The organism is Qipengyuania pelagi (assembly GCF_009827295.1).
Classification (GTDB): domain Bacteria; phylum Pseudomonadota; class Alphaproteobacteria; order Sphingomonadales; family Sphingomonadaceae; genus Qipengyuania; species Qipengyuania pelagi.
Map to the genome: position 1 here is coordinate 1 of NZ_WTYD01000006.1, position 13,695 is coordinate 13,695.

Genomic DNA, 13,695 nt, shown 5'->3' on the forward strand with positions numbered 1-13,695 from the left:
TTCGGAAAAGGCAGGATAGGTCTCGAAGATCGTCGCAAGCAGCGTGGCGAGGGTCACTTCTTTGCCCTCGGGCTGGGACTTTTCACTGTGCGGCCGGACGAATTCGTGCGCGCGCCCCAGCGCGGAAATCCGGCCTAGCAAGTCGCGCGACGCTTCGCCGAACGCTTCATTTGCGCGCGCAGTCAGGCTGATCAAACCGGAAACAATCGCGAAGATGTTCTTGATGCGATGGCTGAGCTCCTGGCTCAGGATTTCGTTTTGGAGGGCGGTGCGCTTCTGCTCGTCGATATCCGTGCAAGTGCCGATCCAGCGCTGGATATCACCCTGCTCGTTGAGGATCGGCAGCGCACGACCGATCATCCAGCGATAATCACCGCTGTGATGCCGCAGGCGATATTCAACCTCGTACGGTTCGCCGGTAGCGAGGCTGTGATTCCATTTCTTCCATGAGTCGGCCTGGTCATCCTCATGGAACATCCCGGCCCATCCTTCGCCGTCGGTTGATCCGACAGGGACACCCGTGAATTCATACCAGCGCGCATTGTAATAATCGTGGGAGCCGTCGGGAAGAGTCGACCATACCATCTGCGGCATGGTGTCGGCGAGCGCATGGAAAGCGGCTCCGGCGGATTGCAGCGCATGCTCTTTAGCCAGGGGCAAGACATCCGGCGCCGAAGAGGATTCGCGGCTGCCAAGCTGGAAATTCGTGATGACTTTTGCATTCATAGCCAGCTTGTGACCTTCCCGGGATGAACAGAATCGGACCGATTGGATACCTGTCGTATCTTGTTGATTTTCAAACGTCGACGCTGCTCGCTCACGCAAGGCGGTGAGACACGCGGCCGAGACGAATCGAGAGCCTCAAATCCCCCGCGGCATCGAAACCGGTTGCTACCAATAGGGTCACTCAACGAGCCATCTCTGCACAGCCATCCGATCGCGTTTTTATCCCGCAAATTTCCGATTTCGCGAATTGCGGGATAAATCCGTTCAGAGCCTCTATTCGCCCAACGTAACCTCGTCGCGGACCTCCGGGCCAATAGGACGCTCGACTGCCTTTTCGGCTTCTCGCTGCGGCGGACGAAGGCTGCGATGATCTACCGGGCCACAGGCAACATTCGAGCTATTCAGATCCTGCTCGGTCATTCCAAGATCGAGAACACGGTCCGGTACCTCGGCGTCGACGTCGAAGATGCCTTGTTGCTGGCAGAGCGGACCGAGATCTGACTTTCACGCGGCCGGCCGGTCATCTCGGCCGGCTGCTTCAGGGAAAGTGCTGAGGTGCGCTGATCGACTGACTTTGGGGTGGGAAGCGGACTGGCAGGTTTTTCGGCCTGCCCCCGTTGTTGAACAGAATAACGCTCGTTCCTCATTTCAACACCATTCGTCAGGGCGCCGTGCGAATGGTCGTCAGATTAAGCCCAATGGCGCCGATAAGGATTAGCGCCATAAAGCCCGCCTGCGCCCAGGATAGGTTCTGACGGAACACGATCCAGCCAATCGCCGCTATGGCAACAATCCCCACCCCCGACCAGACGGCATAGGCGACCCCCATCGGAATGCGCGTCATCGCGAAAGCGAGCAGCCAGAAGCATACGCCGTAGCCTGCCATGGCTGCGATACCATAGCCCCATCGGGTCATCCCCTGAGAGGCGTTGAGCAGGCTGGTCGAGGCCACCTCAAGCGCGATCGCGCCAAGCAACAGCACCCACGCATTGATCGTCATCACCGCTTCTCCTGTCCAGCGGGCCGCGCGAACCATGCCGGCATTGGGCCGATATCCTCGCCCCGATTCAGCGCCGCGGGTGTCGCCGTCATAATGAAGTCCCACACCGGCTTGCTGAAACCGGGATCGACCTTGCCTTCCCAGCGCGCCATGTCGTCATACATCCGGGTCGTCCCCTTCCACATCGCGGGCGTGGCGTTGCGGCTGAAAGGTTCGAGCAACGCGAACCATTCTCGCACGAAGGCGAGAGCTGCATCGCTGTCCGGTTCGAGCGGCAGCGCCGCTTCGATCCGGGCGCTGAGCGCGTGCCACTGCGCCTGATAGGCCTCTTGGCTAAACTCGGGCGCATCGGCCATGTGTTCTTGCCATTCAGCCTGTTCCTCGGGGGTGTAATACTGGTCCACCACATCCTGCCAGGCTTGGGTCTGGTCGGTCATGAGTTTTTCTCCGTCACGAATGAGCGAGCAAAACGTCGCGGCATCGAGCGGCTCGCCTCGGTCGATGCGGGACAATGCGGTATCGATGAGGCCTATAGCGTCAGCGATCTCCTCGGCCTGTTCGGCCAGGCGCCTACGCTGCGCGCTAAGCAAGGCGAGAAGGTTGATCGGTACCGCAAGAACGTAGGGGCCGCGAGACCGGCACACCGCGCCATGGCTTAACCCAGGGCTTTGTCCCTTGCTCGAGCTTTTCGATGATGGCGGCGGTGATGCGCTCCGCTGGCGATGTCGAAGCAGTGCGGCGGGACTTGGTCATGGGAGATCTCCTGATCGCCGGGACGGACATGCCCCGGCTCAGGAAGAGCAAAGCGCCCTCCTCTCTCCTTCAATGATGACCGTTATGCGCCTTAATGTCGGCCATTTGAGCTCGCTTGAATCTTTTCCGAAAGCTGCCTGTCGTCAGCATCAGCCCAGATGGCAGCTTCGCACCTTAGCAACCACTCCTTGCGATCGGCGTGCTGACCCCCCCGAGAGTGGGCGTCGGTTCAGCACAAGGGATCGCTGCAAATGTGCGCTCCTATTGCGACCGCCTTGGTCGGCAGCGCCGAGGCATTGCATAACAAATGCAACGATAACGGGTCGGTATCCTCGCTAGAACGGGGATAGTTGTGAGGCTGCGATTAATAGAACTTATACAGTTTTCGCGCCTTCGCGTTGGGATTGTCAAATGGCTCGGAGAAAAAGGGCAAGAAGCCGTGTGCATTAAGCTACAATGGCGAAATGCCTCGCCAACTCGTGCGTGATGCGGTGCAGCTGCCGTGTTTCTCGGTCGATGCAGCACAGGGTCGTGTCCACTTCGGCGACAGACACGCTGCCGCGGCTGAACTGTATTTCGAATTGCGAGCGGGACCCACGAAAGCCCCTGAGGAGGACTTTCGCCTCGAGCTGGTCGCCGAGAAACGCCTCGCTGCGATATCTGATGTCGTGGCGCAGGGCGATCCATGCGATCTTTGCGACCTCCTCCGCCGGCGCATGTGCGACCCAATAGGCGGTGATCGCCTGCTGCACCCAGGTCAGATAGACCGCATTGTTGACGTGATCGAGCTCGTCGATCGCATCAGGGCCGACCGTGATGGGATAGACGAAAGCCGAACCGCCCTCCTGCCCCCTCTGTGGGTTCATGGGCTCGCGCCTTCGTCCCATGCGCCGTCGCCAATCCAGCGCAGGGCCGTGAGCGAGGGCATGAACATGTATTCTCCGCCGCGCAGCCGGTTGAAGGTGGTCACGCCATCGATTTTTCGGCGCACCGGCGTTTCGGGAATGGTGAAAGTCCCGGACGTCTGGTGCAGACCGACGATCGGATCCCGTTCTTCGCCCAGGTCGACGAAGTTGCCACGGTTGATCCATTCCTGCTGGAGAAATTCGATCGTATCGAATGCCCTGGCGCTGATGAAAATGAAGAACAGCCCGCGATCCTCCTGCGCATCGGACTCCGACGTCACGTCGCGGCTCCATTTCGGACCGTAGGTAGATGAGCGCCTGATGATGCGGTGGATGTTCACATCGCTGAGGATCGTAAGCTGGCTGTCGCGCGGATTGAGGCGGCGCATATGCGCGGCGTGCGGGCAGACGAGGCCGCGATGATCGTCTTCGTAGGAGAAGTCGTTGTTGCGTCGGGAATCGGCGCCGAGTTCCGGATCGTCCCGGTCCGGCGCTAACGGCAATGGCGCACCGCTCTGCCACCGGCCGAACATCTTCGCGGCTATATAATCCTGCTCTCCTTCGTCGGCGGATTGCTCGCGCAGGAAGTCGTTAAACGCGCCGACGCGGCTCTGATATTTTCGCAGCACGATGTATGACCCGTTGCGCCCAAGCGGTGCGGGTTGCGGCATGGCGAGCGGGCTACCGGTCTCGCTGTTCTCGCCCAGGATGAATTCTCCAGGCGCGATCGCGCGCTCCTGACCGGGCAAGGGGTCGACCCCGCTCCCGTCGACCAACGGCTGCGAAATGCTGTCGCGAAAGCCGAAGGGGTTCTTTGCGTCCTCGTCGGCACCGAAACGGTGCGTACCGATCAGCGTGATGCCGGTGGATTTTTCCAGTTCGGCCTCGGCCTTTGCCAGCACGTCGTCGAGCGCATCGTCGTCGCGCGCATAAATGGTCAATGCGATATGGCAAGTGCCGGGGCGATAGGGATCCTCCCATGTTTCGGGCGCGTTTTCGCCGAAATCGCGTAGCTGCTCGGCGCGGGCGGCCATGCCTTGCTGGAAGGCCAGCGGAAAACTCTCCAACGAGGTTTCGGGCAGCCCGAGCGCCTTCAAGCCGTCATAGCTGATGGCGACGCCGGTCCACGAGTCCAGCTCGTCCGTCCAACCCGATGCAGCGGGGATATGGTCGGCCAGGCGGCGCAAAAGATCCCGCCCTCCGGCGGCCTCGTCGACATGGATCATCGAATGGATGCCGACATAGGGTTCGGGCCGGGATCGAAGGATCAGCGCCTGGATATCGTCGAGTTGGAGCTTGACCTTGTCCGGACGGAAGCGGGCGGAAAGTTCTTGCAGAATGCCCATGTCAATAATCCACGCCTTCGGGTTGCGCGATGGCCGTGCTCAGCTCGTCGAGAGCCTTGCTCGTGGCGGGATCCATATCCGCATTCGCCCGGGATTTTTCGAGGAAGTCATCCAGCGCGTGCTCCATCCGCTGGTACCGGCGGGTATCCACAACCGTCACTTGCGGATTGGCCACAAACCATCCCGATGCATCGATCTGGTGATCGGCGATAAAGTCCTTCACCTTGGGGCTGTCGATCCCCGGCCAGCCTTCGACATTGGCGAACAGCAGGTCCATCAACCCCGGAATCTTGGTGGCGAAATCGTTAATATAGGTGTCCCAGTCGCCATCATAGGTTGTGGCGAACAGGATGCGCGTGTCGTCGTCGAAAAATACGAAGCGCATATCGTGCAAGGTCGACACCCGCTGCGCGCCGTCCATATTGCCGTTGGTGAGGTCGAAGATGCGACGCAGGCGGTCCGCCCCGCCGGGCTTGACCTTGGCGATGGCGGTCAGTTCGGACACATTGCCCGACTGCATTCCCGCGCGCCCCGCCTTGTTGGCGGTACCCTTGTAATCGGGATTGTGGTCGCGGATCATCGCTTCCAGCGCGATTTTCGCGAGCTGCGGCAGGTCTTCTGCCAGCTCGCGCGCACGGCGGCGGATTTCTTCGGGCTTGCTCTCATCGGCAAGACGCGGATCGGTGCTTTTGGTCATGGCGCGCTCCTTTTGCGCTTGGTGGTCAATCGGGAATGTCGGACAGGGCCTGCGGCTCTATGCGCGGGCGATCGTTCTGAGTGTGACGATAGGTGCTGGACCGTTCGTAGGCCGCGCGGCGAATGCGCATGATGCCGCCCAGCGGGCGATGCGCCTCGACGCCGTTCCATGGATTGAACGACAGCACATCGTCGCCGAAAACCTGGCGTGGCGGGCTGTAGGGGTCCTGGCTGTCGAAGCGCAGCGTGGCGATGGCACGATGGGGAGACTTTTCCTCTTCCCACAACACGGCAGCATCTTCCACCGGCATCGTTTCGAGATCGGTGCAGAGCTGCGCGCGCAATTCATATTCGGTGCCGTTCGCGCGGAAAAAATCGCCGATTACGTCGCGCATGGTCGAATATTGGACGTCTTCGAGATCCCGACCGGTCAAATCGCGCACGGATTGGGATTTCGGGGCGAGCGACAGTTTGGCGACATGGTCGCCGAACCGGACAGCGGCCTGCGTATGATAGGTTTCGCCGAGAGGATGATTGTTGTCGCGCGCCAACCCCTCGAGCGTCGCGCTCGGCACCTTGCCCACCGCTTCCACCGCATCCTTCGCGCCGCGCGCCACGCCGGCAACGAGGCGTTGGAAGAAATCGGGCGCATGCGCGTTCTTTTCGAGCAGACCCAGCATCTGCTTGTATTTCGGGATCGTGCCGAAGGCGAGCACCGGGAAATTCACCATCAGGAAATCCTGGTTCTCGCCACCGATGTCGGGCGAAAGCCGGTCACCCGGAACGCCGATCACCTTGATCGCGAAACCGCGCGGGGCCGGAACCTCGTCCGAATGGATATCGCCCGGCGCGGACGAAAGCCGCGCGACGACCTCGCAGGTCTTCGGAGAAGCGAAGATGCCCTGCGCAAGCTCAGCCGACAGACCGTCGTGCACGGTCATGCTACCCTTAAGGATCGCGTGCGATTTCGCATGGGCATCGCGATGGGCGTGCCGATGCCGTTCGAACGCGTTGCGCGCCGTCGCATTCATCTGTTCGACGATCTCGCGCGTCAGCCGCTGTTCGTCGGGATCGACTTGCTCGACATTGGGGGTGAACCGTATGGGCTGCATGGGCAACAACTCCTGCCTGTTTTGCCTGCTGAAAAGGATCGACGGGAAACCGATCCTCTGGCCGGGCATTTGAAATATCAAGTGATATCTGAAAATTTGGTTCCGAAAATCAGGATTTTTGAGACGGATCGAGCACCATGAGCGGCGAAACCACCACCAAATCGCGTCGGCAAAGCCAGGCGGAAACACGCGCCAAGCTGATCAAATCGGCCGAGCGGCTGATGATCGCCCATTCCATCCCGGCACTTTCCGTGCGCCAGCTCTGCGCCGACGCCGGATTTACGCAAGGCGCCTTTTATTCGAACTTCGAGAGCAAGGAGTTGCTGCTGCTCGAAGTCATGGAAGGTCACTTGGCCGAACAGCGGGACCGACTGGAAGACCTCGCCGCCTCGATCCCGGAAGCCGATATCGACCAGGCCATGCAAACGCTTGCTGCGTGGCTAGCCGACATCCCCGATCGCCAGGCCTGGGCGGCGCTGGCGCTGGAATTGCAGCTCTATGCCTTTCGCAACCCGGAATTCCGCGCGCAGTACAAGGCTGCGGAGGCGCGTGTAACGGCCCAGTTCCGGGTTCTGATCGAAGGCCTGGCCGCCCAGTTTGGGCAGCCACTCCGCTTGCCCGCCGATGTCATCACCGAAACCTTGCTCATACTCTGGCATACCGCGGTCTTGCGATCGGGCGACGGCACCCAGCCGGAAGAAAGTTACGTGAAGGTCTTCAGGCAGATCATGTTCGGCGAACCGTCAGCCGGATAGCGTTGCGTGACCGCCACCATACCGCGTCACCCTTGCCCGGTTTCGTCCTTGCGCAGGTAAAGGGTCTGTGTCGGGAAGGCGAACCCGATGCCTGCCTGTTCCAATCGCTCGTAGATGTCGAGCATGAGATCGTTGCGGATTCTCAGGCTTTCGTCGAAATCGGCGGTCATGATGTAGGCAAAGGTTTCGATCGCCAGCGAGTCCGTTGCAAAATAACGTAATGTCGCCCGGCGCGGCTCCGGGGCGATGTGCTCGTTCTGTGCGAGCGCCTCTGCTATCAGGCCAATCCCTTCACGCAGCTTGGCCGCATCCAAGGCGTATTCGAGGCCGATCGTCTCGTTGAAGAGGAAACGTTCGCGCTTGGTATAGTTTTCGATCTGGCGTGAGGAAAAATCGCCATTGGGGATCGTGACGACGGTTCGTTCCAGCGTCCTGATCCGGGTCGACCGCATCCCGATATCCTCGATCGTGCCGAGCACATCGCCGACCTTGCACACATCCCCGACCTGCACCGGCCGGTCGGCCAGCACGGATACGGTGCCGACCAGGTTCTCGACCGTCTTCTGTGCACCCAGCGCCAAGACCAGACCGCCGATGCCGAGCGCCGCCACACCAGCGGTGACATCGAAGCCGAGCGTGTCGAGGATGCCGAGCGCCCCCAGGACCAACAGTCCGGCCTTGATAACCCGGCGGGCAAAGACGATGACAGACGCGCTCTGGTACCGCGCGCGCCGCGTCATGCGCAGCGACAGCCACCGGGCGAGCGCATCGACCAGGCGGAACAGGAACCACAGGAACACGATCCACGCTGCAATGCCGAGATAGCGCAGCACGACCTGACGCGCGACGATCGAGATCGGCGCAGCGTCCGACCACAGCCGGAAACCGACGATGGTGACAACCAGCGCCAGCGGCGGCAGGGCGGCATCGAGGACCCGGTACACCGCCCCATCGCGCGAGAGGACCTGCCGCAGACCGAGCAGGACCAGCGCGGCCAGCAACCGGGTCGCGATGAAGACGGCGATCAATAGTCCCAGCAGCTTGACCCAATCCAGCGCAGGGGCACCGGCGACGATAGCCTCTTCTTCCGGGATCGCCTGCGGTTCGATATCCGGGAGCGCCTGTAGCGTTTCCGCCGACAGCCGCCAGATGGCAGGCCCGTCCGTGCCGCTGCTCTGTGTCAGCAGGATGGGTATCTCGCCCCCGGCGAGTGTCCCGACCTGTTCGCGTGTCGGGCCGAGGCCATCGTCGAGCCGCCCGTTGGGCTCGTTGGCCAGTTCCTGATAGGTGGCGAGCGTCCCGCCCGCATCGAGCGCAGCGCGCAGGCGCGGCACGACCTCTGCGCGATCCATACCGGCAGGCAGGTCGAGATAGGGATCGAGGGCACCAGGATCTTCGCTCGCCAGCACGCCCAGCAGATTGGTCACGGTCGATCGCGGCGTTTCCCGCCCGAAGGGATCCATCGCCACCTGCGCCTCGGCGGCGTCCCCGGACGACGGAAGAATCGACGTCGCGGCGAAAGCTGCGACGCCGCAAGTGAGCAGTACGGTTGCCAGCAAAGCGTGGAAAAAGGCGAGGATCTTACGCATTTTGGGGGAATGTTTGGCGCGCGAGTGGCGGTTTTTCAACAGCAGACGTGCTCACCATTGTAGTACAGGTAACTTCCTGCGCTGGAGAGCTGTCCTGTTTGCCCGAGCAGGCGGGTAGGACACGCGCGCGCCTCCAGCGTCAGATATCGAGGCACAGCAAGAAACCGAAGTCGTAGCATATGGCTCGTTCGCGTTCAGCGTGATCAGTATTGCGTAGCGGCTATCGGTTTGGGCGGTTTGCTTCAAGGCCACAGCGCGCGCAAAACCTCGTCCACCAACGCGTCTTGCGCCTGCGCGTCCACCTCTCCCGACCGCATTGTCGCGGCCAGCCGTCCTTCGGTGGCCAGATGCGCCAGTCCGTGCGCGGGGACGATGGCGGCGATCAGGCGCGGATCCAGTCGCTCGAACTCGGGGGTCGGCACGCCGAGGCCGCGTGTTCCGGCAGCGGCGGCGGCGAGCGGGCGCATCGCCCGATAGACCGCAGCCCGCAGGTCATCGTCCTCCAATTCGATCAAGTCGGTGCGGCCCATCAGGCGGAAACGGCCCGTGTTGTCGCGCGCGAACCTAACATAGACGGCGGTCAGCGCGCGCAGCGCCGCGTTGCCTTCCAGCCCCTCTGCCGCGCCTGCCAGTTGCTTGCCCAGTGCCTCGTAACTGCGCCGCGCCACCTGCGTCAGCAAGCCCGCCATGCTGCCGAAATGATGCGTTGGCGCGCCGGGGGATACGCCCGCCTTGCGCGCTGCCTTGCGCAGCGTGAAGCCTTCCACGCCTTCTGCGGCGATGATCTCTTCCGCGGCGGAAATCAGCGCGCTGCGCAGGTCGCCATGATGATAGCTGTCGCGTTTCGTCTTGGTCATGAGGGCAATCTGGCACGCAATCTAAACAGTGTCTAGACAAAAAGCGCGCGAGGTATCTATACAGTGTTCATATCGATTCGGATGCAGGGGCTTTTCGCCCCTCACCCCCGACAGGAAGGATACAGCAATCATGACCCAACGCGCCCTTATCGTCGGCCTCGGCATCGCCGGAATGGCCAGCGCCATCGCGCTAAAGAAAGCCGGGTGGGAACCCGTCATCGTCGAACGCGCGCCTGAGCGGCGGACAGGCGGCTATTTCATCGGCCTTCAGGATGCGGGCAAACATGCGGCGGAAAGGCTGGGCGTGCTGCCCGGCATCCATATCCGCACGCCCGAAGCCTCGCCGAATTGGCACATGACGAAAGACGGCGGACGTGTGCGCGTAGCCGGGTTCGCCGACCAGCCGACCCGGCCTGCCACGCTGCTGCGCGGTGATATCGAAGAAGGGTTGTGGAACGGCGTCGACGGGCAGGTCGAAATCCGGTTCGGCACAAGCCCCGTGGCCATTGTTGAGCGCGCGGACGGCGTCGATGTGACGCTGGATACGAAAGACGGCAGTTCAACGATCGAGCGCTTCGACCTGGTGATCGGTGCCGATGGCCTGCGCTTCACCGTGCGCAAGCTGGTGTTCGGCCCGCAAGAGAAGTTCATGCATTCGCTGGATGCGGTGATCTGCGCTTATCAGCTAGAAGAACAGATGGAGACATTCCGCCAGCGCGACGGAGTAATCCTCAATCAGGATAAACGCTCGCTCTGGGTCTTCCCGCTGCAGGATCATACGCCGACGGCGTTCTTTGCCTATCGCACCAAGGATGTAGATGCGCAGTTCGAACGGCCTGCGGTGGAAACGCTGCGCGATGTCTTTGCCGATATGGAGCCCCACTCCATCGTGGAGGAAGCGCTGGAGGATCTGTCCAACGCGCCCGACTATCTGTTCGATTCGGTCCACACGGTGGAGATGGACCGCTGGCACAAGAGCCGCGTGGTGCTGGTGGGGGACAGCGCATGGTGCCTCACGCTGTTTTCCGGCATGGGCGCGACAGCCGGGTTGATGGGCGGGCAGCAACTGGGTGAAGCCCTTGCCGCTCAGAACGGCAATGTGCCCGCCGCGCTGAAAAGTTGGGAAGGGGCTTGCGCCCCTACATTGAAAAACAGCGCAAGACCGTGTGGCTCAAATCGCAGATGTTCGTGCCATCGAACGGGTTTTTCTTCGTCCTGCGCCGACTGGTCTTGCGCTTCGGCGGGCGTTATCTCGCGAAGCTTTCAGCAGTGCATCAGTCGCCGGTAGACAAGTAATCGGTCTTAAATCTGCACGGATGGATGTCCGCTTCAACTCAAATCATGTTCAAAACCGGACAGACCGCTAGCGGCCCAGAAGCTGCCATTGAGACTTTCTTAAATCGTATGACTGGAATTGGGCCGGAGCACGAACCCGCTGCGCGGGAGGGGTGCTGGCGGAGGGGGTGAAGTAGAACGACAGGCGTAGCGCGGGGACTGATCAAGGCCGAACATTCCGGCTCCTTCAACTGAGGAGTCGAGCGATGAACGATCTTGTACCGGTTATTCCAGCCACTCCGGTCAGCCCGCTGCGTCAGCGGCTGATCGACGATATGACCATGCGGCACTTCAGCCGCGAGACGCAGCGTAATTATGTCCGCGACGTGGGGCGGTTCGCCGCCTTCCTTGGGCGTCCTCCCGATACGGCGACATCGGAAGATCTGCGCCGCTTCCAGGTCGAGCAGCGTGAAGCAGGCATGCCCATACCAACCATGAACAGCGTGGTTTCGGCACTGCGCTTCTTCTTCACCCATACACTCGACCGGCCTGACCTTGCCCGGCGGCTCGTTCGCATGAAGCAGATGCGCAAGCTGCCGGTGGTGCTGAGCAGGGATGAAGTTGTCCGGCTGCTGGGCGCGACCACCTGCCTCAAGCACCAAGCCGCATTGTCGGTCGCCTATGGCGCCGGTCTGCGCGTGGGCGAAGTGGCGATGCTCAAGGTGCGCGACGTGGACAGCGAGCGGATGCTGCTCCGGGTCGAACGCGGCAAAGGCGGCCAGTATCGCAATGCCATGCTGCCTGCCGATCTGCTCACCCTGCTGCGGCAATGGTGGAAGCTGGGCCGTGAGCAAGGCGTGATGCACCATGATGGCTGGCTGTTCCCTGGCCTGCATGCCATGAAGCCGATCAGCACAAGGCAACTGCACCGCATTGTCGTCGAGGCGGCACAGGCTGCAGGGATCGCCAAGCGCGTCAGCCCGCACACGCTGCGCCACAGCTTTGCTACCCACCTGCTCGAAGACGGCATCGATATCCGCATCATCCAGGCATTGCTCGGCCATGCCAAGCTGGAGAACACCGCCTTCTACACCAGGGTCGCAACCAGAACAATGCATGCGGTGACCAGTCCGCTCGACAAGCTAGGCATGTTCCTGCCCAGTGAGGGGACACCACCGGGCTGAACTGGTGCGCACCTCGTTCGAGGTCGCTGACATCTTCTGCGCTACTGGTCCAGCATACCGGGCCACCCATGCAGGACATCTGAGCCTGCAGCAGCTCAAGGTCATGTCAGCGATCGAGCATTGCCGGACCGCTGCGCTGGGCGGCCATGTCGAGGCCTGCGCCTGTTGCGGGCACTGGCGGATCGCCTACAACTCGTGTCGTAACCGGCACTGCCCCAGGTGCCAGGGCGGTGCGGCGCGCACATGGCTGGCAGCGCGCGAAGCCGATCTGCTGCCGGTCGGATACTTCCACGTCGTGTTTACCCTGCCGGCCGAGGTTGCCGCCATTGCCTTTACCAACAAGGCGCTGGTCTATGATCTGCTGTTCAAGGCTGCGGCAGAGACCATGATGACGATTGCGTCCGACCCGAAGCACCTCGGCGCAAAGATCGGCATCACCGCCGTGCTTCACACATGGGGATCGGCCATGACGCATCATCCGCATGTCCACATGATCGTCCCGGGTGGCGGTATTACGCCCGATGGCAAGCGATGGATATCGTCACGCCCGGCCTTCCTGCTGCCGGTGCGGGTGCTGGGTGCCTTGTTCCGCCGCCTGTTCCTCACCCGACTGATGGCGCTGCATAATGCGGGCAGGCTCGCTTTCTTCGGCAAGTTGACCGGGCTGACTGATCGGCGGACGTTTCTCAAGCACCTCTCACCAGTGCGCAAGAAGCGCTGGGTGGTCTACACCAAGCCGCCCTTCGCCGGACCCGAAGCGGTGCTCGCCTATCTCTCGCGCTACACTCACCGCGTCGCCATATCGAACAGTCGCCTGATCCGGTTCGATGGCCAAGATGTCATCTTCCGCTACAAAGACTATCGTCGAGACGGCACCGACCGCCAGCAGGTCATGACGCTGCCCGCCGACGAGTTCATCCGCCGGTTCCTGCTCCATGTCCTGCCAACCGGCTTCCACCGTATCCGCCATTACGGCCTGCTCGCTGGTGCCACGCACAAGGCCAATATCGCGCTCGCCCGCAAACTGCTGGAGGTCGCGCCACCTCCAGAAGATGAGATCACCGATGAGCCAGAAGATTACCGCCCGCCGTGCCCACATTGCGGCGGGCACATGATCGTCATCGAGACCTTTGCGCGCTGGCAGCAACCACGCGCGCCGCCATCCTCCATACCGCCCATCCGGAAATTTGCGCCATGACCCGGCATGGCTCGATCTCACCGAACCGGGCACGTGATAGGCTTCCGGCAATGCCGCCGCTCGTCCTGCAGATCATCAGTCGCATGAAAACCGCCATGACACCATCGCTATTGAGCGATCTGCTGACCAAATCCGGGCCACAGACCTGCCCACCTGACCCATCCGGCACGCTTCCCAGCCAGTGTCATCAAGCCACCTGGATCGACAGAAAACCGAAATCCCCATAGCCCAACGCATGCGGCCCGCGGGTTCGTGCTTCGGGGACTTCCGTACGCCTACGGCGCCCGGAACCCTTCACG

General features: G+C 61.8%; 13 protein-coding genes and 2 pseudogenes. 5 read left to right on the forward strand and 10 right to left on the reverse strand.

The features are described 5' to 3' along the window. Positions 1-825, reverse strand: an 825-nt coding sequence (locus tag GRI47_RS14560) for a PAS domain-containing protein (RefSeq protein WP_237452856.1), incomplete at its 3' end; no start/stop codon positions are given. A gap of 243 nt (positions 826-1,068) precedes the next feature. Here GRI47_RS14560 and GRI47_RS14565 point away from each other — a divergent pair. Further along, a pseudogene (locus GRI47_RS14565) lies at positions 1,069-1,227 on the forward strand (integrase); the annotation flags it as partial. A 160-nt stretch (positions 1,228-1,387) separates the two neighbouring features. Here the strand turns inward: GRI47_RS14565 and GRI47_RS14570 are convergent. From GRI47_RS14570 to GRI47_RS14600, 7 genes and pseudogenes are all read right to left on the reverse strand, one after another. Beyond that, positions 1,388-1,726 (reverse strand): DMT family transporter, encoded by a 339-nt coding sequence (locus GRI47_RS14570; RefSeq protein ID WP_202387626.1) that lies wholly within the window; start codon positions 1,724-1,726, stop codon positions 1,388-1,390. Then, positions 1,726-2,163, reverse strand: coding sequence for a TipAS antibiotic-recognition domain-containing protein (locus tag GRI47_RS14575; RefSeq protein WP_237452857.1), 438 nt, complete (start codon positions 2,161-2,163; stop codon positions 1,726-1,728). Before GRI47_RS14575 ends, GRI47_RS14570 begins: the two co-directional genes overlap by 1 nt. Before the next feature lie 169 nt (positions 2,164-2,332). Then, positions 2,333-2,479, reverse strand: a pseudogene (locus GRI47_RS14580) (ArdC-like ssDNA-binding domain-containing protein); the annotation flags it as partial. Positions 2,480-2,925: 446 nt separating this feature from the next. Further along, positions 2,926-3,345, reverse strand: coding sequence for an acyl-CoA thioesterase (locus GRI47_RS14585; RefSeq protein WP_063511171.1), 420 nt, complete (start codon positions 3,343-3,345; stop codon positions 2,926-2,928). Beyond that, positions 3,342-4,730, reverse strand: coding sequence for a Dyp-type peroxidase (locus tag GRI47_RS14590; protein WP_063512049.1), 1,389 nt, complete (start codon positions 4,728-4,730; stop codon positions 3,342-3,344). Before GRI47_RS14590 ends, GRI47_RS14585 begins: the two co-directional genes overlap by 4 nt. 1 nt (position 4,731) lies before the next feature. Then, the gene (locus GRI47_RS14595) at positions 4,732-5,427 is read right to left on the reverse strand and encodes a hypothetical protein (RefSeq protein ID WP_063512050.1); all 696 of its coding nucleotides are present in this window, start codon (positions 5,425-5,427) and stop codon (positions 4,732-4,734) included. A 25-nt stretch (positions 5,428-5,452) separates the two neighbouring features. Then, positions 5,453-6,538 carry a catalase family protein gene (locus GRI47_RS14600; protein WP_160662066.1) on the reverse strand — a complete coding sequence of 362 codons (1,086 nt, stop codon included), beginning with the start codon at positions 6,536-6,538 and terminating at the stop codon, positions 5,453-5,455. A 137-nt stretch (positions 6,539-6,675) separates the two neighbouring features. Here GRI47_RS14600 and GRI47_RS14605 point away from each other — a divergent pair, with 137 nt between their 5' ends. Beyond that, complete coding sequence (locus GRI47_RS14605) at positions 6,676-7,293, forward strand: TetR/AcrR family transcriptional regulator (RefSeq protein ID WP_063512052.1); 618 nt, start codon at positions 6,676-6,678, stop codon at positions 7,291-7,293. A 26-nt stretch (positions 7,294-7,319) separates the two neighbouring features. Here GRI47_RS14605 and GRI47_RS14610 read toward each other — a convergent pair whose 3' ends face one another. Beyond that, complete coding sequence (locus tag GRI47_RS14610; protein WP_063512053.1) at positions 7,320-8,882, reverse strand: mechanosensitive ion channel family protein; 1,563 nt, start codon at positions 8,880-8,882, stop codon at positions 7,320-7,322. Positions 8,883-9,124: 242 nt separating this feature from the next. Beyond that, the gene (locus tag GRI47_RS14615; protein ID WP_063512054.1) at positions 9,125-9,739 is read right to left on the reverse strand and encodes a TetR/AcrR family transcriptional regulator; all 615 of its coding nucleotides are present in this window, start codon (positions 9,737-9,739) and stop codon (positions 9,125-9,127) included. Between the two features lie 130 nt (positions 9,740-9,869). Between GRI47_RS14615 and GRI47_RS14620 the strand changes: the two genes are divergently transcribed. From GRI47_RS14620 to GRI47_RS14630, 3 genes are all read left to right on the forward strand, one after another. Continuing rightward, entirely contained in the window at positions 9,870-11,027 is a 1,158-nt protein-coding gene (locus GRI47_RS14620; RefSeq protein ID WP_272916536.1) for an FAD-dependent monooxygenase, read from the forward strand. 253 nt (positions 11,028-11,280) lie between these two features. Continuing rightward, entirely contained in the window at positions 11,281-12,198 is a 918-nt protein-coding gene (locus GRI47_RS14625) for a tyrosine-type recombinase/integrase (RefSeq protein ID WP_160661972.1), read from the forward strand. Position 12,199: 1 nt separating this feature from the next. After that, complete coding sequence (locus GRI47_RS14630; protein ID WP_160661981.1) at positions 12,200-13,396, forward strand: IS91 family transposase; 1,197 nt, start codon at positions 12,200-12,202, stop codon at positions 13,394-13,396. Positions 13,397-13,695: the final 299 nt, after the last annotated feature.